The sequence below is a fragment of the Streptomyces sp. NPDC020875 genome (assembly GCF_040641415.1).
In the GTDB taxonomy this organism is placed as follows: Bacteria; Actinomycetota; Actinomycetes; order Streptomycetales; family Streptomycetaceae; genus Streptomyces.
Map to the genome: position 1 here is coordinate 41582 of NZ_JBFADP010000053.1, position 21019 is coordinate 62600.

Consider the following 21019-nt stretch of genomic DNA (forward strand, 5'->3'; position numbering starts at 1 on the left):
GGCGATCCCGGTCCGGTAGGCGGGGGAGCCACCGGGGCCGCGGGAGGGTACGGTTCGGTGGCAGGGGCAGCGAACTGCCCGCCACAGACGCGCACGAGACGGAGTCGGACCGGATGCAGCACGCAGTGGGGGCTCCGCTGCCGCCTTCCCACCGCCCCGGGCAGCACGCCCAGCACGGCCCCGACGGGGCCCCGGCCGCACCCGGGGCGCCCGGTACCGTACCGCCGCCGCCCGGTGCCGCGCCCGTACCGGCGACCGGTCCCTCCGGGGCCGTACCCCAGGCCCCCGGCTGGACCCAGCCGGGACCGCCGCACCCCGCCGGGCCGCCGCCCCGCGACGCCACCGGCCAGGTGCAGCTCCCGCCGGTCCCGCCGCCCGGAGCGCCGGAGGGCGGTACGGGCGCCACCATGCTCGCCGTACTGCTGATCGGACCCGCCGGGGCGGGCAAGACGACCGTCGCCCGGCACTGGGCCACCCGCCGCCGGGTGCCCACCGCGCACATCAGCCTGGACGACGTCCGCGAATGGGTCTGCTCCGGCTTCGCCGACCCGCAGACCGGCTGGAACGAGAACTCGGAAGCGCAGTACCGGCTCGCCCGCCGAACCTGCGGCTTCGCCGCCCGTAACTTCCTCGCCAACGGGATCTCCTGCATCCTCGACGACGCCGTCTTCCCCGACCGCCCGGTGGTCGGCCTCGGCGGCTGGAAGCGCCATGTCGGCCCCGGCCTGCTCCCCGTCGTCCTGCTGCCCGGTCTGGAGACCGTGCTGGAACGGAACGCGGAGCGTACGGGCAACCGCAGACTGGCCGACGAGGAGGTCGCCGGGATCCACGGCCGGATGGCGGGCTGGTACGGCTCGGGTCTGCCGATCATCGACAACACCAAGTACGACGTGGAGACCACGGCACGCGTCCTGGACGAGACCCTCGCCCGCGCGATCGCCAGCCCGCCGTCCTGGTAGACCGGGGCCGCTTCGCGCCCCTCAATGCCTCCCCTGAGGGCCTTGCCTGGTCAGGGGCCTCAGGGTGGGGCGACCAAGGGCGCGGGGAACTGCGCGACAAGCCAGGGACGGGCCGCGGTCCGACGACAACGCACGGCCGCAGGGCGGAACCGCCCCCGACGCGAGCCCGCGGGCATCGCGCACCGCACCGTCGGACGCGCTGGACGCGCCGCCCGGCGCGATCGCTCGTACGCTCGGATCATGGCAGAGGTGTTCGCGGCTCGCCGCGACCGGGTGCGGGAGCGGTGCGCGGGTGACGGCGGCGGGGCGCTGATCTCCCGCCCGGCCAATGTGCGCTATCTCGCCGGTGGCGCCCCGCCGGGCGCCGTGCTGCTGATCGGGCCCGCCGAGGACGTACTGCTCTCGCCCGCCGCCCCGGCCCCCGGCACCGGCACGGCACGTCCCGACGACATGCTCCGGCTGACCGTGCTCCCCGACGACGGCGGCGATCCGGCGGTCGCCGCCGCCGGGCTGGCCCGGCTGGCGAAGGCGGAGTCCCTCGCCGTCGAGGAGCACCATCTGACCGTGGCCCGGCACCGGGCGATGCGTTCCGCCGTGCCCCGGCTGCGGCTGACCGACGTCGGGCTCGCCGTGGAGCGCCAGCGGATCGTCAAGGACGAGGAGGAGATCGCCTGTCTGCGGATCGCCGCCGAGATCACCGACCAGGCGCTGGGCGAACTGCTGGAGTCGATCCTGGTGGGGCGGACGGAGCGGCATCTCGCCCTGGAGCTGGAGCGCCGGCTGGTCGACCACGGCGCCGACGGGCCCGCCTTCCCCACCTCGGTCGCCACCGGCCCCGACTCCGGGCGGCGCGGCCACCGGCCCACCGACCGCCGGGTCGAGGAGGGCGACTTCCTCACGGTCTGTGTCGGCGCCGACTACCGGGGCTACCGCTGTGAGATCGGCCGGACCTTCGTCATCGGCACCACCCCCGCCGACTGGCAGATCGAACTGTACGACCTGGTCTTCGCCGCTCAGCGGGCCGCGCGGGAGACCCTGCGGCCGGGTATCGCCTACCGCGAGGTGGACCTGGCGGCCCGGCGGATCCTGGACGGCGCGGGCCACGGCGCCGGGCTCGCGCCGCTCACCGGGCACGGGGTGGGCCTGGAAATCGACGAGGACCCGCAGTTGACCCCGGCGGCCATGGGTAAACTGGACGCTTGCGTGCCGGTCACCGTCGAACCGGGGGTCCACCTTCCGGGCCGGGGCGGGGTCCGGATCGATGACACGCTCGTCGTACGCCAGGAGGCGGACGGCGGACCCGAGCTACTCACCATCACGACCAAGGAGCTGCTCGCGCTCTAGCGGGCGCGTACCGCGGTGGCCCCAGGTCGTCCACGTCAGTCCAGGAGATTCCGCAACCGTGGCTTCCACGAACGACCTCAAGAACGGCATGGTGCTCAAGCTCGACAACGACCAGCTGTGGTCCGTCGTCGAGTTCCAGCACGTCAAGCCCGGCAAGGGCCCGGCCTTCGTGCGCACCAAGCTCAAGAACGTGCTCTCCGGGAAGATCGTCGACAAGACGTTCAACGCCGGTGTGAAGGTCGAGACGGCCACCGTCGACCGCCGTGACATGCAGTTCTCGTACATGGACGGCGATTACTTCGTCTTCATGGACATGCAGACGTACGACCAGCTGCACATCGAGCGCAAGGCCGTCGGCGACGCCGCCAACTTCCTGATCGAGGGCTTCGAGGCCACCGTCGCCACCCACGAGGGCTCGGTGCTCTACGTGGAGCTGCCGGCCGCCGTCGAGCTGGTGATCGCCGAGACCGAGCCCGGCGTCCAGGGCGACCGCTCCACCGGTGGCACCAAGCCCGCCAAGCTGGTCACGGGCTACGAGGTCCAGGTCCCCCTCTTCATCACCACCGGTGAGAAGATCAAGGTCGACACCCGCTCCGGCGACTACCTCAGCCGGGTGAACAGCTAAGGTGTCCGCTCGCAGCAAGGCCCGTAAGCGCGCCTTCCAGATCCTCTTCGAGGCCGACCAGCGGGGTGTGCCCGCGCGTACGGTGCTCGCCGACTGGATCCGGCACGGACGGACCGACGACCGGCAGCCGCCGGTCAACGAGTACACGATGCAGCTGGTCGAGGGTTACGAGGGTTACGCGACCCGGATCGACGAGCTGATCTCGACCTACGCCACCGACTGGGACCTCGACCGGATGCCGGTGGTCGACCGGAACATCATCCGGCTCGGCGCCTATGAGCTGGTCTGGGTGGACGAGACGCCGGACGCCGTGGTGATAGACGAGGCGGTACAGCTCGCCAAGGAGTTCTCCACCGACGACTCGCCGTCGTTCGTCAACGGCCTGCTGGGCCGTTTCAAGGAGCTGAAGCCCTCCCTGCGGCGCGACGGCGCCTGAGGCGACGGACCGGCCGTTTTACGGGCCCGGGGCCCGGACCATCTCGGTCCGGGCCCCGGGCCCGTGGCATGTCCGCGGTGCTCCGCGCGGCGGCCGGATCTCTTCCCGTACGCGGGGGAGCGGCCCCCGGGCTACGGGGCGGGCCGAGCCCGTGGGCGCCCGCCTGCGCCGGTCCGCCGCAGTCCGGGCGGCCACGGCCGTACGCGTACGGGAACGGCCGCCGTACGGGCCCGTACGGCATCGGCGGCACCCGGTCGGGCGGCTCCTGGCATGGCCCCGGGAACGGCGAAGGGCGGGACACCCTTCCGGGCGTCCCGCCCCACGGCGTGACGATTCTTCGACGGCCCACCCGTTCGGCACGGGACCCGACCGGCGCGAAACGGCCTCCGGCCGCTCCGCTCAGCCCTCCTCGTGGGCGACCGCGCGACGCGCGTCCGCGTCCAGCACGCCCCAGCTGATCAGCTGCTCGGTGAGGACCGACGGCGACTGGTCGTAGATCACGGCGAGGGTGCGCAGGTCGTCCTGGCGGATCGACAGCACCTTGCCGTTGTAGTCGCCCCGCTGGGACTGGATCGTGGCCGCGTACCGCTGGAGGGGGCCCGCCTTCTCGGCCGGGACGTGCGCCAGCCGCTCCAGGTCGAGCACGAGCTTCGGCGGCGGCTCGGCGGCTCCGCCCGGCGTCGTGCCCGGCAGCAGTTCCTGCACGGGGACGCCGTAGAAGTCCGCCAGCTCGGCCAGGCGCTGGACCGTCACAGCGCGGTCGCCGCGCTCGTACGAGCCGACCACCACGGCCTTCCAGCGGCCCTGGGACTTCTCCTCCACGCCGTGGAGGGACAGGCCCTGCTGCGTACGGATGGCGCGGAGCTTGGCCCCGAGCTGCTTTGCGTATTCGCTGGACATATAGCTCCCGGGACGCTGGGACAACGTGCGGCTCCGCCGCGCTGCTGGTGACTCACTGTGAGGTTACGCAGCGTGATTCGGGGGCGTCAAGCCGAACGGGTCCAGACCGGTGGCCTGTCATGATCACAACGCGCATCGCCCCTGGTCCGGACCGGGCCCCGCGGGGTTCCCCCGAATGGCCCTGGTACGGTAGGGGACGCACTATCCGACGTCCTTTAAGGTCCGTCCCGTGAGGCGGAGAAGGAGGTCTGTTTCTCCATGTCAGCCATGGACACGAACAGCCACGCAGGCGGCGCCGACACGGCCCGCCCCGTACTGGAGGCACCCGACATAGCCCGGGTGCTGACCCGGATCGCCCACGAGATCGTCGAACGCGCCAAGGGCGCCGACGACGTGGTGCTCCTCGGCATCCCCACCCGCGGCGTCTTCCTCGCCCGCAGACTGGCCGGAAAGCTGGAGCAGATCACCGGCCGCCCCGTGCCGGTCGGCTCCCTCGACATCACCATGTACCGCGACGACCTGCGGATGCGGCCCGCCCGCGCGCTGGCCAGGACCGAGATCCCCGGCGACGGGATCGACGGCCGGCTGGTCGTCCTCGTCGACGACGTGCTCTTCTCCGGCCGCACCATCCGCGCCGCGCTCGACGCCCTCGGCGACATCGGCCGCCCCCGCGCGGTCCAGCTCGCCGTCCTGGTCGACCGGGGCCACCGCGAGCTGCCCATCCGCGCCGACTACGTGGGCAAGAACCTGCCCACGTCGCTCCGCGAGACCGTGAAGGTGCTCCTCTCCGAGGAGGACGGCCGCGACACCGTCCTGCTCGGCGTCCGCGACACCGACGCCTAGTGCTGTGACCGGAAAGGTTTGCCGTGGGCCCGCGGCGTTCGGTGCGGTGCGTCGCAAGGCGGAGGTCCACGGCTCGTACTGGACGTACTTGCGTGGTCCGACAACGCGGCGAAGTGCCGTGCCGGACGTCGCGGGCCGGTGAACCTTTCCGGTCACAGCACTAGCCCTCGCCCCGTACGCCCCCCCGAGCGGCGTCCGGGCGCCCCCGTGCGCCCCGGCACCCCGAACGCGGCGGCGTGCCCCCGTACGCCGAACGTGCCGACCCGAGCCGACCCACCGGAGCCCACCCAGATGAAGCACCACCTCATCTCGGCCGCCGATCTCACGCGGGACGACGCCGTCCTCATCCTCGACACCGCCGAGGAGATGGCCCGCGTCGCCGACCGGCCGATCAAGAAGCTGCCCACCCTCCGCGGCCGTACCGTGGTCAACCTCTTCTTCGAGGACTCGACCCGGACCCGGATCTCCTTCGAGGCCGCCGCCAAGCGGCTCTCCGCCGACGTCATCAACTTCTCCGCCAAGGGATCCTCCGTCTCCAAGGGCGAATCCCTCAAGGACACCGCCCTCACCCTGGAGGCGATGGGCGCCGACGCGGTCGTCATCCGCCACCACGCCTCCGGCGCGCCCTACCGGCTGGCCAACTCCGGCTGGATCGACGGCTCGGTCGTCAACGCCGGAGACGGCACCCACGAGCACCCCACCCAGGCCCTCCTCGACGCCTTCACCATGCGCCGCCGACTGGTCGGCCGCGACACCGGAATGGGCCGCGACCTCGCCGGACGCCGGATCACCATCGTCGGCGACGTACTGCACAGCCGGGTCGCCCGCTCCAATGTGCTGCTGCTCCACACCCTCGGCGCCCAGGTCACCCTGGTCGCCCCGCCGACCCTGGTCCCGATCGGGGTCGACAGCTGGCCCTGCGAGGTCTCCTACGACCTCGACTCCGTACTGCCCAAGTCCGACGCGGTGATGATGCTCCGGGTCCAGCGCGAGCGGATGAACGCCGCCTTCTTCCCCACCGAGCGCGAGTACGCCCGCCGCTACGGCCTGGACGGCGACCGGATGGCCCGGATGCCGGAACACTCCGTCGTGATGCACCCCGGACCGATGAACCGGGGTATGGAGATCACCGCACAGGTCGCCGACTCCGACCGCTGCACCGCCGTGGAACAGGTCGCCAACGGGGTGTCCATCCGGATGGCGGTGCTCTATCTGCTGCTCGGCGGCAACGAGTCCGCCGCCCCCGCCGCCCGTACCGAGACCGCCCGTACCGAGGAGACCAAGTAACCATGAGCAAGATCCTGATTCGCGGCGCGCGGGTACTCGGCGGGGAGCCGCAGGACGTCCTGATCGACGGCGCGACGATCAGCGCCGTCGCCGACACGATCGAGCCCGGCGACGCCACCGTCGTCGAAGCCGCCGGAAAGATCCTGCTGCCCGGTCTGGTCGACCTCCACACCCATCTGCGGGAGCCCGGCCGCGAGGACTCCGAGACCGTCCTCACCGGCACCCGCGCCGCGGCCGTCGGCGGCTACACCGCCGTCCACGCCATGGCCAACACCTTCCCCGTCGCCGACACCGCCGGCGTGGTCGAGCAGGTCTACCGGCTCGGCAAGGAGTCCGGCTACTGCGACGTACGGCCCGTCGGCGCCGTCACCGTCGGCCTGGAGGGCAAGCAGCTCGCCGAGCTGGGCGCCATGCACGACTCCGCCGCCGGGGTCACCGTCTTCTCCGACGACGGCAAGTGCGTCGACGACGCCGTGATCATGCGCCGCGCCCTGGAGTACGTGAAGGCGTTCGACGGGGTCGTCGCCCAGCACGCCCAGGAGCCCCGGCTCACCGAGGGCGCCCAGATGAACGAGGGCGTCGTCTCCGCCGAACTCGGACTCGGCGGCTGGCCCGCCGTCGCCGAGGAATCGATCATCGCCCGGGACGTCCTGCTCGCCGCGCACGTCGGCTCCCGGGTCCACATCTGCCACCTCTCCACCGCCGGATCCGTGGAGATCGTCCGCTGGGCCAAGTCCAAGGGCTGGGACGTGACCGCCGAGGTCACCCCGCACCACCTGCTCCTCACCGACGAGCTGGTCCGCAGCTACGACCCGGTCTACAAGGTCAACCCGCCGCTGCGCACCGCCAACGACGTGATGGCCCTGCGTGAGGCGCTGGCCGACGGCACCATCGACTGTGTCGCCACCGACCACGCCCCCCACCCCCACGAGGACAAGGACTGCGAGTGGGGCGCCGCGGCCATGGGCATGGTCGGTCTGGAGACCGCGCTCTCCGTCGTCCAGGAGACGATGGTCGAGACCGGACTGCTCGACTGGGCCGGGGTCGCCGACCGGATGTCCTTCCGGCCCGCCCGGATCGGCCGCCTCGAAGGACACGGCCGTCCCGTCGCCTCCGGTGAGCCCGCCAACCTGGTCCTGGTCGATCCGGCATACCGTGGGACCGTGGACCCCGCGGACTTCGCCTCCCGCAGCCGAAACACCCCCTACCGGGGCCTCGAGCTGCCGGGACGCGTCACCCACACCTTCCTGCGGGGCCGGGCAACGGTCGTCGACGGGAAGCTGACGTGACAACTCTCACCACCATCGCAGCGGGCATCGAGATCCTCGCGGCCGAAGAACGCAAATCCGCGGAGGTCACCGACTGGGCCGCCCGGATCGGCTGGGTCGTCGGACTGCTGCTCTTCGTCGCCCTGGTCTACTGGCTGATGCGCCAGGGCTGGAAGTGGCGCGGCAGCCTCCAGTCGGACCTCCCCGAGCCGTCGCCGGTGACCGGCGACGGCGGTACCCCGCTCGCCGTCCTCGAAGGCCGCTACCACGGCTCCACCACCGCCGGACAGTGGCTCGACCGGATCGTCGCCCACGGCCTGGGCGTCCGCAGCCGGGTCGAGCTGACCCTCACCGAGGCCGGACTCGATGTGGTACGCCCCGGGGCCCGCGACTTCCACATCCCCCGGGCCGCCCTGCGCGAGGCCCGCCTCGACAAGGGCATCGCCGGAAAGGTCCTCGCCGAGGGCGGACTGCTCGTCCTCACCTGGGAGCACGGCGGCACGCTGATCGACTCCGGCTTCCGCTCCGACCGGGCCGCCGAGCACAACGACTGGGTCGCCACCCTGAACAACCTGATCACCACGACGGAAGGCGCACGATGACCACCTCCACCAGGGGAGCCGCCGCACGGCGGACCACGGCTCCCGCCGTACTCGTCCTGGAGGACGGCCGCACCTTCCGCGGCCGTGCCTACGGGGCCGTGGGGGAGACCTTCGGCGAAGCGGTGTTCAACACCGGGATGACCGGATACCAGGAGACCCTGACCGACCCCTCGTACCACCGCCAGGTCGTCGTCATGACCGCCCCCCACGTCGGCAATACCGGGGTCAACGACGAGGACGACGAGTCCCGGAAGATCTGGGTCGCCGGATATGTGGTCCGCGACCCCGCCCGGACCCCCTCCAACTGGCGCTCCCGCCGCGGCCTCGACGAGGAGCTGACCGCCCAGGGCGTCGTCGGCATCAGCGGCATCGACACCCGCGCCCTCACCCGCCATCTGCGCGAGCGCGGCGCCATGCGGGTCGGCATCTTCTCCGGCGACGCCCTCGCCGACGACGCCGCCCTGCTCGCCCGGGTCAAGGAAGCCCCCCAGATGACCGGCGCCGACCTCTCCGCCGAGGTCGCCACCACCGAGACGTACGTCGTCCCCGCGGTCGGCGAGAAGCGGTTCACCGTCGCCGCCCTCGACCTCGGGATCAAGGGCATGACCCCGGCCCTGATGGCCGAACGCGGCATAGAGGTCCACGTCCTGCCCGCCACCGCCACGGTCGACGAGGTGTACGCGGTCGCCCCCGGCGGACCCGACGGAGTCTTCCTCTCCAACGGCCCCGGCGACCCCGCCACCGCCGACCTCACCGTCGTCAGGGCGGTGCTGGAGAAGAAGACCCCCCTCTTCGGGATCTGCTTCGGCAACCAGCTCCTCGGCCGCGCCCTCGGCTTCGGCACCTACAAGCTGAAGTACGGCCACCGCGGCATCAACCAGCCCGTCCAGGACCGTACGACGGGCAAGGTCGAGGTCACCGCCCACAACCACGGCTTCGCCGTCGACGCGCCCCTCGACACCGTCTCCGACACCCCCTACGGCCGGGCCGAGGTCTCCCACGTCTGTCTCAACGACGACGTGGTGGAGGGGCTGCGGCTCCTCGACCGGCCGGCCTTCAGCGTCCAGTACCACCCCGAAGCGGCAGCGGGTCCGCACGACGCCGCCTACCTGTTCGACCGCTTCGTCACCCTGATGGAGGGCCAGCGTGCCTAAGCGCACCGACATCCAGTCCGTCCTGGTCATCGGCTCGGGCCCGATCGTCATCGGCCAGGCCGCCGAGTTCGACTACTCCGGCACCCAGGCATGCCGCGTCCTCAAGGCCGAGGGCCTGCGGGTGATCCTGGTCAACTCCAACCCCGCCACGATCATGACCGACCCGGAGATCGCCGACGCCACCTACGTCGAGCCGATCACCCCCGAGTTCGTCGAGAAGATCATCGCCAAGGAGCGCCCCGACGCGCTGCTGCCCACCCTCGGCGGCCAGACGGCCCTCAACACCGCGATCTCCATGCACGAGCAGGGCGTTCTGGAGAAGTACGGCGTCGAACTCATCGGCGCCAATGTGGAAGCCATCAACAAGGGCGAGGACCGCGACCTCTTCAAGGGCGTCGTCGAGGCCGTCCGGGCCAAGACCGGCCACGGCGAGTCCGCCCGCTCGGTGATCTGCCACTCCATGGACGACGTCATCAAGGGCGTCGACACCCTCGGCGGCTACCCCGTCGTGGTCCGCCCCTCCTTCACCATGGGCGGCGCCGGCTCCGGCTTCGCCCACGACGAGGAGGAACTGCGCCGGATCGCCGGACAGGGCCTCACGCTCTCCCCGACCACCGAGGTACTCCTGGAGGAGTCCATCCTCGGCTGGAAGGAGTACGAGCTGGAGCTGATGCGCGACAAGAACGACAACGTCGTGGTCGTCTGCTCGATCGAGAACTTCGACCCGATGGGCGTCCACACCGGCGACTCCATCACCGTCGCCCCGGCGATGACCCTCACCGACCGCGAGTACCAGCGGCTCCGCGACATCGGTATCGCGATCATCCGCGAGGTCGGCGTCGACACCGGCGGCTGCAACATCCAGTTCGCCGTCGACCCCGACGACGGCCGGATCATCGTCATCGAGATGAACCCCCGGGTCTCCCGCTCCTCCGCGCTCGCCTCCAAGGCCACCGGCTTCCCGATCGCCAAGATCGCCGCCAAGCTGGCCGTCGGCTACACGCTGGACGAGATCCCCAACGACATCACCGAGCAGACCCCGGCGTCCTTCGAGCCCACCCTCGACTACGTCGTGGTCAAGGCCCCCCGGTTCGCCTTCGAGAAGTTCCCCTCCGCCGACGCCACCCTCACCACCACCATGAAGTCGGTCGGCGAGGCCATGGCCATCGGCCGCAACTTCACCGAGGCCCTCCAGAAGGCCCTGCGGTCCCTGGAGAAGAAGGGCAGCCAGTTCGACTTCGCCACCCCCGTCGCCGACCTCGGCGACAAGGCGGAGCTGCTGCGCGAGGCCGTCCGTCCCACCGACGGCCGGATCAACACCGTGATGGCCGCCATCCGCGCCGGGGCCACCCCCGGCGAGGTCTTCGACGCCACCCGGATCGACCCCTGGTTCGTCGACCAGCTCTTCCTGATCAAGGAGTACGCGGACGAACTGGCCGCCGCCGACGAGCTGACGCCCGAACTGCTGGCCGAGGCCAAGCGGCACGGCTTCTCGGACGCCCAGATCGCCGGGATCCGCGGCCTGCGCGAGGACATCGTCCGCGAGGTCCGGCACGCCCTCGGCATCCGCCCGGTCTACAAGACCGTCGACACCTGCGCCGCCGAGTTCGCCGCCCGGACCCCGTACTTCTACTCCTCGTACGACGAGGAGACCGAGGTCGCCCCGCGCGAGAAGCCCGCCGTGATCATCCTGGGCTCCGGCCCCAACCGGATCGGCCAGGGCATCGAGTTCGACTACTCCTGCGTCCACGCCTCCTTCGCGCTCAGCGACGCGGGCTACGAGACCGTGATGGTCAACTGCAACCCCGAGACCGTCTCCACCGACTACGACACCTCCGACCGGCTCTACTTCGAGCCGCTCACCCTGGAGGACGTACTGGAGATCGTGCACGCCGAGGCCCAGGCCGGACCGATCGCCGGAGTCGTCGTCCAGCTCGGCGGCCAGACTCCGCTCGGCCTCGCCCAGGCCCTCAAGGACAACGGCGTCCCCGTCGTCGGCACCTCCCCGGAGGCCATCCACGCCGCCGAGGACCGCGGCGCCTTCGGCCGGGTCCTCAAGGAGGCCGGACTCCCCGCCCCCAAGCACGGCACCGCCACCACCTTCGCCGAGGCCAAGGCCATCGCCGACGAGATCGGCTACCCGGTCCTGGTCCGCCCCAGCTACGTCCTCGGCGGACGCGGGATGGAGATCGTGTACGAGGAGGCCCGGCTGGAGTCGTACATCGCCGAGTCCACCGAGATCAGCCCCACCCGGCCGGTCCTGGTCGACCGCTTCCTCGACGACGCCATCGAGATCGACGTCGACGCCCTCTACGACGGCCACGAGCTGTACCTCGGCGGCGTCATGGAGCACATCGAGGAAGCCGGCATCCACTCCGGCGACTCCGCCTGCGCGCTGCCCCCGATCACCCTCGGCGGCTTCGACATCAAGCGGCTGCGCGCCTCCACCGAGGCCATCGCCCGCGGTGTCGGCGTCCGCGGACTGATCAACATCCAGTTCGCCATGGCCGGGGACATCCTCTACGTCCTGGAGGCCAACCCCCGGGCCTCCCGTACGGTCCCCTTCACCTCCAAGGCCACCGCCGTACCGCTGGCCAAGGCCGCCGCCCGGATCTCGCTCGGCGCCACCGTCGCCGAACTCCGCGCCGAGGGCCTGCTGCCCGCCACCGGCGACGGCGGCACCCTGCCGATGGACGCCCCGATCTCGGTCAAGGAGGCCGTGATGCCGTGGTCCCGGTTCCGGGACATCCACGGCCGCGGGGTGGACACCGTCCTCGGCCCCGAGATGCGCTCCACCGGCGAGGTCATGGGCATCGATTCCGTCTTCGGCACGGCCTACGCCAAGTCGCAGGCGGGCGCCTACGGGCCGCTGCCCACCAAGGGCCGGGCCTTCATCTCGGTCGCCAACCGCGACAAGCGTTCGATGATCTTCCCGGCCCGCGAGCTGGTCGCCCACGGCTTCGAGCTCCTCGCCACCTCCGGCACCGCCGAGGTACTCAAGCGGAACGGCCTCAACGCCACCGTCGTCCGCAAGCAGAGCGAGGGCGAGGGGCCGAACGGCGAGAAGACCATCGTCCAGCTGATCCACGACGGCGAGGTCGATCTGATCGTCAACACCCCGTACGGCACCGGGGGCCGCCTCGACGGCTACGACATCAGGACCGCGGCCGTCGCCCGCGCCGTCCCCTGCCTCACCACGGTCCAGGCCCTCGCCGCGGCCGTCCAGGGCATCGACGCGCTCAACCGCGGCGACGTCGGAGTCCGCTCCCTCCAGGAACACGCGGAACAACTGACCGCGGCGCGCGACTAGCGGATCCGACGAGGGGGACACCGACGACACGGTGTCCCCCTCCTCATGACCGCCCCAGGCCGCCCCTCCTTCAGGACCGAGGACCCCACACCCCATGTACCAGCTCTTCTTCAACCTCTTCTTCAAGCGGATGGACCCCGAGGCCGCCCACCACCTGGCCTTCCGCTGGATCCGGCTGCTGGCCCGGATCCCGGTACTGCGCACCTACGCCGCCGCCGTACTCGCCCCCCGCCACGAGGAGCTGCGCACCGAGGCCCTCGGCCTGCGGATGCACGGCCCCTTCGGACTCGCGGCGGGCTTCGACAAGAACGCCGCCGGGATCGACGGCCTGGCGATGCTCGGCTTCGACCATGTGGAGATCGGTACGGTCACCGCGCTGGCCCAGCCCGGCAACCCGAAGCAGCGGCTCTTCCGGCTGGTCGCCGACCGGGCCCTGATCAACCGGATGGGCTTCAACAACGACGGCTCCGCCGAGGTCGCCCGGCGGCTGGGGGAGCGGCGCGAGGTCTTCCGTACCGTCGTCGGCGTCAATATCGGCAAGACCAAGATCGTCCCCGAGGCGGAGGCCGTCGCCGACTACGTCACCTCCACCGAGCGGCTCGCCCGGCACGCCGACTATCTCGTGGTGAACGTCTCCTCGCCCAACACCCCCGGACTGCGGAATCTGCAGGCCACCGAGGCACTGCGGCCCCTGCTGACCGCCGTACGCGAGGCCGCCGACCGGACCGAGACCCGGCGCCGGGTCCCGCTGCTGGTCAAGATCGCCCCCGATCTGGCCGACGAGGACGTCGACGCCGTCGCCGACCTCGCGGTCGAACTCGGCCTGGACGGCATCATCGCCACCAACACCACCATCGCCCGCGAGGGCCTGCTCTCCCCGGCGGAGCTGACCGCCGAGACCGGCGGACTCTCCGGCGCCCCGCTCAAGGAGCGGTCCCTGGAGGTCCTGCGGCGGCTCTATGCCCGGGTCGGCGACCGGATCACCCTGGTCGGCGTCGGCGGTGTCGAGACCGCCGAGGACGCCTGGCAGCGGATCCTCGCCGGGGCCACCCTGGTCCAGGGCTACAGCGCCTTCGTCTACCAGGGCCCCTTCTGGAGCCGGGCGATCCACCGGGGCCTCGCGGCCCGGCTGGCGGACAGCCCGTACGCCACCCTCGCCGAGGCCGTCGGCGCCGATGTCCGTACCGCCGCCACCGGGACCACCGGGGATCAGGAGCAGGCCGCATGACCGCCGGAACCACCCCCTTCGGCGCCCGGCTGCGGGCCGCCATGGACGACCGGGGCCCCCTCTGCGTCGGGATCGACCCCCATGCGTCGCTGCTCACCGAGTGGGGACTGAACGACGACGTGGCGGGCCTGGAGCGGTTCTCCCGGACCGCGGTCGAGGCGCTCGCCGACCGGGTCGCCGTCCTCAAGCCGCAGGCCGCCTTCTACGAGCGGTTCGGCTCGCGGGGCGTCGCGGTGCTGGAGAAGACCGTCGAGGAGGCCAGGGCCGCGGGCGCGCTGGTCCTGATGGACGCCAAGCGGGGCGACATCGGCTCCACCATGGCCGCCTACGCCTCGGCCTTCCTCGACCCGGCGTCGCCGCTCTTCTCGGACGCCGTCACCGTCTCCCCGTATCTGGGCTTCGGCTCCCTGCGCCCGGCGCTGGACGCCGCCCGGGCCGCCGGTGCCGGGGTGTTCGTGCTGGCCCTGACCTCCAACCCGGAGGGGGCCGAGGTCCAGCGGGCCACCGCCGCCGACGGCCGTCCGCTGGCCCAGGTGATGCTGGACCACATGGCCGCCGAGAACGCCGGAGCCGACCCGATGGGCTCGGTCGGCGCGGTGGTCGGCGCCACCCTCGCCGACGCCGGGGTGGACTTGGCGATCAACGGCCCGCTGCTCGCCCCGGGCATCGGTGCCCAGGGCGCGACCCCGGCCGATCTGCCGCGGGTCTTCGGCGCCGCGGTCCGCCAGGTGGTGCCGAGTGTCAGCCGGGGCGTACTCCGTCAGGGTCCGGATCCGGCCGACCTGCGGGCGGCGGCGGCGCGCTACGCGGAGGAGTGCCGGGCGGCCGTCGCGGCGGTCTGACGCCCTAGGTGTATTGCCCCGGGAGGTTGTGGACGGGTGAGCGAGGTCTCGGCTGTGGGGTCTTGAATGGGCGAGGGCCTCCCGGGTTCGGTGTGGATTGCGACATCTCCACCGAACGACAGAAGGCCCTCATGCCCCACCGTAATGCACCCCTGACCGAGACCGGACGTCTTCGCCTGGCCCGGTGCGTGGTCGAGGACGGCTGGCCACTGCGGCGGGCCGCCGAACGTTTCCAGGTCTCGCCGACCACAGCTCAGCGGTGGGCCGGCCGCTATCGGGTGCTGGGCGAGGCCGGGATGGCTGACCGGTCGTCCCGCCCGCACCACAGCCCCCGCCGGACCCCGGACCGGACCGAGCGCCGGATCATCAAAGTCCGTGTCCTGCGCCGGTGGGGACCGGCCCGCATCGCCCACCTCCTGGGTCTGGTGCCCTCGACCGTCCACCGGGTCCTGACCCGCTACCGGCTGGCCCGCCTGTCCCACCTCGACCGGGCCACCGGACGGGTCATACGCCGCTACGAACGCGACCGCCCCGGCGAACTCGTCCACGTCGACATCAAGAAACTCGGCAACATCCCCGACGGCGGAGGCCACAAGGCACTGGGCCGCCAGGCCGGGCGGAAAACCCGCTCCGGGGCCGGATACAGCTACATCCACACCGCCGTCGACGACCACTCCCGCCTCGCCTACAGCGAAATCCTGCCCGACGAGAAGAAGGACACCGCCACCACCTTCTGGACCCGCGCCCACGCATACTTCACCGAGGCCGGGATCACCGTCGAACGCGTCCTGACCGACAACGGCGCCTGCTACAAATCCCACGCCTGGCGCGACACCCTGGCAGCGGCCGGGATCACCCACAAGCGAACCCGGCCCTACCGACCCCAGACCAACGGCAAAGTCGAACGCCTCAACCGCACCCTGCTCGACGAATGGGCCTACGCCCGCCCCTACCAGTCAGAAGCAGAACGCCGGGCAGCGTTCCCGCAGTGGCTCCACACCTACAATCACCACCGCGGACACACCGCACTCGCAGGCAAACCACCCACCAGCCGCGTCCCCAACCTCACAGGGCAATACACCTAGGGCGTGTTGCGAAAGTCCCGCCTGGCCCGCGACGCCCGGCACGCACACTCGCCGCGTTGTCGGAATCGCCCAAGTACGTCCAGTACGAGGGCGACCCTCCGCCTTGCGATTGCACGCACCGGACGCCGCGGGCCCCGCCCTTCGGGCGGACGGCGCCACTTTCGCAACACGCCCTCGCCCGGGGCGGCCCGCCGGTGACCGCCCCGGGCATAGATGTACTGACCAGCGGCTTTGTCGGAAGGGACGGGTGTGCCGCCCGGAAATCCCGTCCTCACATCGAGTTGACAGAAACTTGACGCAAAACCCGGTCGTTATGTCGTAAAAGTCCTGGTCGGTCGATGCTGACCAGGACTTTTCGTCTGTTCTCGCTGACTGGAGCGGTGCGGCCCGCTAGTCTCCGTCGAAGAGCGGCACGAGCACTGCGTTGCTCGTTGCTCGCCTGGTGTGGGGCGACTAGGTTCCTCACCGGTCCGTATCCGACAGTTCGACATCCGAGGTGACGTAGGCGTGGCTCTTCCGCCCCTTACCCCTGAACAGCGCGCAGCCGCGCTCGAAAAGGCCGCCGCGGCTCGCCGGGAGCGGGCCGAGGTCAAGAATCGACTCAAGCACTCCGGGGCCTCGCTCCACGAGGTCATCAAGCAGGGCCAGGAGAACGACGTCATCGGCAAGATGAAGGTCTCCGCACTGCTGGAGTCCCTGCCCGGCGTCGGCAAGGTCCGCGCCAAGCAGATCATGGAGCGGCTCGGCATCTCCGAGAGCCGCCGGGTGCGCGGCCTCGGTTCCAACCAGATCGCGTCCCTGGAGCGCGAGTTCGGCGGCGGCCCCGCCTGATCGTCTCCCGGTGTCCGGGGCGGCGGTCCCGGGCACCCCGGAGAACCGGGATAATCGCTGCATGGCAGCAGAGGTACGTCCGCGGCTGACCGTGCTCTCCGGCCCCTCGGGGGTCGGCAAGAGCACGGTCGTCGCGCATATGCGCAAGGTCCACCCCGAGGTCTGGCTCTCGGTGTCGGCCACCACCAGAAAGCCCCGCCCCGGCGAGCGTCACGGCGTCCAGTACTTCTTCGTCTCCGACGACGAATTCGACAAGCTGATCGCCAATGGCGAGCTGCTGGAGTGGGCGACCTTCGCGGGCAACCGGTACGGCACCCCGCGCGGGGCCGTACTGGACCGCCTGGAGGCGGGTGAGCCCGTCCTCCTGGAGATCGACCTCCAGGGCGCCCGGCAGGTCAAGGAGTCCATGGCGGACTCCCGGCTGGTCTTCCTGGCCCCGCCGAGCTGGGACGAGCTGGTCCGCAGGCTCACCGGCCGGGGCACCGAGTCGGCCGAAGTGATCGAGGAGCGGCTGGCCGCCGCCCGGGTCGAGCTGGCCGCCGAGTCCGAGTTCGACACGACCCTGGTCAACACCTCCGTCGAGGACGTGGCGCGTGAGCTGCTAGCCTTGATGGCGGTGTCTTCCGACAAGTGATCGCCTCCCGCGATTCCCGTCGGACCCGGCAAACGGCCGCGGTCACCCGCGACCCCGCCGCACACCACATGTTTTCTGTTTGTCTCCGGTTTTATCCCTCTTTCGGAAGGTAGAGCGTGTCCTCTTCCATCACTGCGCCCGAGGGCATCATCAACCCGCCGATCGACGAGCTGCTCGAGGCCACGGACTCGAAGTACAGCCTCGTGATCTACGCGGCCAAGCGGGCGCGTCAGATCAACGCGTACTACTCGCAGCTCGGTGAGGGCCTGCTCGAGTACGTCGGCCCGCTCGTCGACACCCACGTCCACGAGAAGCCCCTCTCGATCGCGCTGCGCGAGATCAACGCGGGTCTGCTGACCTCCGAGGCGGTCGAGGGCGCGACCAACTGACGCGACCCACCGCATCACCCGACCGGCCTCGCCGGCCGGACGCGACATCCATCACCGGGCCCGGCGGGAACACCGCCGGGCCCGTGGTGTGTCATAGGGAGTGCCGCGGGGCGTGGAGAGCCGGGCGCGTCGCGGCAGTGACAGCCGAGAGTGGGGAGAGGCAATGGCCGAGCCGGGTGCGCCGGAGAGTCCGGGAGCGTCGCGGAAGCCGCGAGTCGTCCTGGGGGTCAGCGGGGGCATCGCCGCCTACAAGGCGTGTGAGCTGCTCCGCAGACTCACCGAGTCGGGCCACGACGTCCGGGTCGTGCCCACCGCCTCCGCCCTGGAATTCGTCGGCGCCCCCACCTGGGCCGCCCTCTCGGGCCATCCGGTCTCCACCGAGGTGTGGACCGATGTCCACGAGGTGCCGCACGTACGGATCGGACAGCGCGCCGACCTGGTCGTCGTCGCCCCCGCCACCGCCGACCTGCTGGCCAAGGCCGCCCACGGCCTCGCCGGTGATCTGCTGACGAACACCCTGCTCACCGCCCGCTGTCCGGTGGTCTTCGTGCCCGCCATGCATACCGAGATGTGGGAGCACCCGGCGACCCGGGAGAACGTGGCCGTGCTCCGCCGCCGGGGCGCCGTCGTCGTGGAGCCCGCCGTCGGCCGGCTCACCGGCGTCGACACCGGCAAGGGCCGGCTGCCCGACCCGGGGGAGATCTTCGAACTCTGCCGCCGGGTACTCGCCCGGGGCACCGCCGAACCCGATCTGGCCGGCCGCCATGTGGTGATCAGCGCCGGAGGCACCAGGGAGCCGCTCGACCCGGTGCGCTTCCTGGGCAACCGCTCCTCCGGCAAGCAGGGGTACGCGCTGGCGCGCACGGCCGCGGCCCGGGGCGCCCGGGTGACCCTGGTCGCCGCGAACACCGCCCTGGCCGACCCGGCGGGCGTCGACGTCGTGCCCGTCGGCACGGCCCGGGAGCTGCGGGAGGCCGTACTGGCCGCCGCGTCCGACGCCGACGCCGTCGTGATGGCCGCCGCGGTGGCCGACTTCCGACCCGCCGACTACGCCACCGGCAAGATCAAGAAGAAGGACGGCGAGGGGCCCGCGCCGGTCGCCCTCGTCCGCAACCCCGACGTCCTCGCCGAGCTGTCCGCCGAACGGCCCCGGGCCGGTCAGGTGATCGTCGGCTTCGCCGCCGAGACCGACGACGTCCTCGCCAACGGACGCGAGAAACTCCGCCGCAAGGGTTGCGACCTGCTGGTCGTCAATGAGGTCGGGGAGCGCAGAACTTTCGGCTCCGAGCAGAACGAGGCCGTGGTCCTGGCCGCCGACGGCGCGGAGACCCCCGTTCCGTACGGCCCCAAGGAGACCCTGGCCGATGTGGTGTGGGACCTGGTGGTGCCCCGCCTGGACGGCGATCCACGCGGCTGAGCAGACGGACCGGCCCCCGGCAACCCCTGCGACACGCGCTGAAGAGGGGGCGCCGAGCCCCTATTTTCAGCCGTTCATCACCGCCGCCGAAGACATCTCCGCAGCTCAGAGATCAACCACCCCGCTCTCACGAATCGGGACGGGGTGGACCGGCGGTGGACGGTGCCGGATAAACTGGTCCGCGGAACGTCGCGGGGCGCAGCCCCCTGCCGGTCCACCAATGATCAGCCAGCAGCCGCTGCAACCCCAGGGAGCGATGTGTCCCGCCGTCTTTTCACCTCGGAGTCCGTGACCGAAGGTCACCCCGACAAGATCGCCGATCAGATCAGCGACACCATTCTCGACGCCCTCCTCACGGAGGACCCGACGTCCCGCGTCGCCGTCGAGACCCTGATCACCACCGGCCTGGTGCACGTCGCAGGCGAAGTCACGACCAAGGCGTACGCCGACATCCCGACGCTGGTCCGGAACAAGATCCTGGAGATCGGCTACGACTCCTCGAAGAAGGGCTTCGACGGCGCGTCCTGCGGAGTGTCGATCTCCATCGGCGCCCAGTCCCCGGACATCGCCCAGGGCGTCGACGAGGCGTACGAGAAGCGGGTCGGGGGCACCGACGGCGACGACGACCTCGACAAGCAGGGCGCGGGCGACCAGGGCCTGATGTTCGGCTACGCCTGCGACGAGACGCCCGAGCTGATGCCGCTGCCGATCCACCTGGCGCACCGGCTCTCCCGCAGGCTCTCCGAGGTCCGCAAGAACGGCACCATCCCCTACCTGCGGCCCGACGGCAAGACCCAGGTCACCATCGAGTACGACGGCGACAAGGCCGTCCGCCTCGACACGGTCGTGGTCTCCTCGCAGCACGCCTCCGACATCGACCTCGACTCGCTGCTCGCACCCGACATCCGCGAGTTCGTCGTCGAGCACGTGCTGAAGCAGCTCGTCGAGGACGGCATCAAGCTGGACACCGACGGCTACCGGCTGCTGGTCAACCCCACCGGACGGTTCGAGATCGGCGGCCCCATGGGCGACGCCGGACTCACCGGCCGCAAGATCATCATCGACACCTACGGCGGCATGGCCCGCCATGGCGGCGGCGCCTTCTCCGGCAAGGACCCGTCCAAGGTCGACCGCTCGGCCGCCTACGCCATGCGCTGGGTCGCCAAGAACGTGGTCGCCGCCGGGCTCGCGGCGCGCTGCGAGGTACAGGTCGCGTACGCCATCGGCAAGGCGGAGCCCGTCGGTCTCTTCGTGGAGACCTTCGGCACGGCGACCGTCGAGGTCGAGAAGATCGAACAGGCCATCTCGGCGGTCTTCGACCTGCGCCCCGCGGCGATCATCCGCGACCTGGATCTGCTGCGGCCGATCTACGGCCAGACGGCGGCGTACGGGCACTTCGGCCGTGAGCTGCCGGACTTCACCTGGGAGCGGACGGACCGCACGGCCGCGCTCCGCGAGGCCGCGGGCCTCTGATCTCCCCGCACCCCATGCCCCCGCCGCCCCTCGCAGGGCGGCGGGGCCATGCGCTTTTCGGGCGCTGCCGCGGGCGCCCCGTCTGTGGTCACCCCCTGCGTCTGGCGCTCCCGGGCCCGCCCTGCCGCGTGACGTTGTTCGCGGTCCGCACCCCGCCTGTGGTTGTTCGCGCAGTTCCGCCCCCTATGCCTTTGGCGCTGGGGACCCCCAGCGCCTTGGCTCTCCGGGTTGCCGCCCCGAGTACCCGGGCCCGCCCGGCGGCCTGATGTTGTCCGCGGCCTGCGGACCGCGGGTGGCTTGTCGCGCAGTTCCCCGCGCCCCTAAATGCTCTCCCGCTCCTTGGCCCTGAAAATGGGACCCGTCTCACCACGAGGGGGATGAGGAGGGCAACC

At 71.4% G+C, this 21019-nt stretch carries 19 protein-coding genes; 18 read left to right on the top strand and 1 reads right to left on the bottom strand.

Annotation, left to right across the window (positions count from 1 at the left end; all coding sequences use genetic code 11):
* Positions 1–113 precede the first annotated feature (113 nt).
* From AB0G74_RS26860 to nusB, 4 genes are all read left to right on the top strand, one after another.
* Entirely contained in the window at positions 114–959 is an 846-nt protein-coding gene (locus tag AB0G74_RS26860; protein ID WP_361151010.1) for an AAA family ATPase, read from the top strand.
* A gap of 240 nt (positions 960–1199) precedes the next feature.
* Positions 1200–2303: an aminopeptidase P family protein gene (locus tag AB0G74_RS26865; RefSeq protein WP_361151013.1), complete on the top strand. Its 1104-nt coding sequence runs from the start codon at positions 1200–1202 to the stop codon at positions 2301–2303.
* 58 nt (positions 2304–2361) lie between these two features.
* Entirely contained in the window at positions 2362–2928 is a 567-nt protein-coding gene (gene efp / locus AB0G74_RS26870) for an elongation factor P (RefSeq protein WP_361151015.1), read from the top strand.
* A 1-nt stretch (position 2929) separates the two neighbouring features.
* Entirely contained in the window at positions 2930–3364 is a 435-nt protein-coding gene (nusB, locus tag AB0G74_RS26875; RefSeq protein ID WP_361151017.1) for a transcription antitermination factor NusB, read from the top strand.
* Positions 3365–3763: 399 nt separating this feature from the next.
* Here the strand turns inward: nusB and bldD are convergent, their stop codons facing one another.
* A complete protein-coding gene (gene bldD, locus AB0G74_RS26880) occupies positions 3764–4264 on the bottom strand; it encodes a transcriptional regulator BldD (RefSeq protein ID WP_017945577.1) in 501 nt (166 codons plus the stop codon).
* 267 nt (positions 4265–4531) lie between these two features.
* On the opposite strand from bldD, the gene pyrR reads away from it, so the two are divergent.
* The 14 genes from pyrR to metK all read left to right on the top strand — a co-directional run bounded on the left by pyrR (position 4532) and on the right by metK (position 20627).
* Positions 4532–5107, top strand: a complete 576-nt coding sequence (gene pyrR / locus AB0G74_RS26885) for a bifunctional pyr operon transcriptional regulator/uracil phosphoribosyltransferase PyrR (RefSeq protein ID WP_361151057.1) — start codon at positions 4532–4534, stop codon at positions 5105–5107.
* Between the two features lie 291 nt (positions 5108–5398).
* The gene (locus AB0G74_RS26890) at positions 5399–6394 is read left to right on the top strand and encodes an aspartate carbamoyltransferase catalytic subunit (protein ID WP_361151019.1); all 996 of its coding nucleotides are present in this window, start codon (positions 5399–5401) and stop codon (positions 6392–6394) included.
* 2 nt (positions 6395–6396) lie between these two features.
* A complete protein-coding gene (locus tag AB0G74_RS26895) occupies positions 6397–7683 on the top strand; it encodes a dihydroorotase (protein ID WP_361151022.1) in 1287 nt (428 codons plus the stop codon).
* Positions 7680–8264 (top strand): hypothetical protein, encoded by a 585-nt coding sequence (locus tag AB0G74_RS26900; RefSeq protein WP_361151024.1) that lies wholly within the window; start codon positions 7680–7682, stop codon positions 8262–8264. The genes AB0G74_RS26895 and AB0G74_RS26900 overlap by 4 nt, the downstream gene beginning before the upstream one ends.
* Positions 8261–9418: a glutamine-hydrolyzing carbamoyl-phosphate synthase small subunit gene (carA, locus tag AB0G74_RS26905; protein WP_361151027.1), complete on the top strand. Its 1158-nt coding sequence runs from the start codon at positions 8261–8263 to the stop codon at positions 9416–9418. The genes AB0G74_RS26900 and carA overlap by 4 nt, the downstream gene beginning before the upstream one ends.
* Positions 9411–12728 (top strand): carbamoyl-phosphate synthase large subunit, encoded by a 3318-nt coding sequence (carB, locus tag AB0G74_RS26910; RefSeq protein WP_361151029.1) that lies wholly within the window; start codon positions 9411–9413, stop codon positions 12726–12728. Before carA ends, carB begins: the two co-directional genes overlap by 8 nt.
* 94 nt (positions 12729–12822) lie before the next feature.
* Positions 12823–13956 (top strand): quinone-dependent dihydroorotate dehydrogenase, encoded by a 1134-nt coding sequence (locus AB0G74_RS26915; RefSeq protein ID WP_361151032.1) that lies wholly within the window; start codon positions 12823–12825, stop codon positions 13954–13956.
* A complete protein-coding gene (pyrF, locus tag AB0G74_RS26920) occupies positions 13953–14798 on the top strand; it encodes an orotidine-5'-phosphate decarboxylase (protein WP_361151035.1) in 846 nt (281 codons plus the stop codon). The genes AB0G74_RS26915 and pyrF overlap by 4 nt, the downstream gene beginning before the upstream one ends.
* Positions 14799–14929: 131 nt before the next feature.
* Complete coding sequence (locus AB0G74_RS26925; protein WP_361151037.1) at positions 14930–15883, top strand: IS481 family transposase; 954 nt, start codon at positions 14930–14932, stop codon at positions 15881–15883.
* A 507-nt stretch (positions 15884–16390) separates the two neighbouring features.
* Entirely contained in the window at positions 16391–16714 is a 324-nt protein-coding gene (locus AB0G74_RS26930; RefSeq protein WP_003956414.1) for an integration host factor, read from the top strand.
* A 61-nt stretch (positions 16715–16775) separates the two neighbouring features.
* Positions 16776–17348 (top strand): guanylate kinase, encoded by a 573-nt coding sequence (gene gmk / locus AB0G74_RS26935; protein WP_361151040.1) that lies wholly within the window; start codon positions 16776–16778, stop codon positions 17346–17348.
* 116 nt (positions 17349–17464) lie between these two features.
* Positions 17465–17737, top strand: coding sequence for a DNA-directed RNA polymerase subunit omega (gene rpoZ / locus AB0G74_RS26940; protein ID WP_358824854.1), 273 nt, complete (start codon positions 17465–17467; stop codon positions 17735–17737).
* 163 nt (positions 17738–17900) lie between these two features.
* Positions 17901–19154, top strand: a complete 1254-nt coding sequence (gene coaBC / locus AB0G74_RS26945) for a bifunctional phosphopantothenoylcysteine decarboxylase/phosphopantothenate--cysteine ligase CoaBC (RefSeq protein ID WP_361151044.1) — start codon at positions 17901–17903, stop codon at positions 19152–19154.
* A 258-nt stretch (positions 19155–19412) separates the two neighbouring features.
* The gene (gene metK, locus AB0G74_RS26950; RefSeq protein ID WP_361151046.1) at positions 19413–20627 is read left to right on the top strand and encodes a methionine adenosyltransferase; all 1215 of its coding nucleotides are present in this window, start codon (positions 19413–19415) and stop codon (positions 20625–20627) included.
* The last annotated feature ends 392 nt before the right edge of the window (positions 20628–21019 follow it).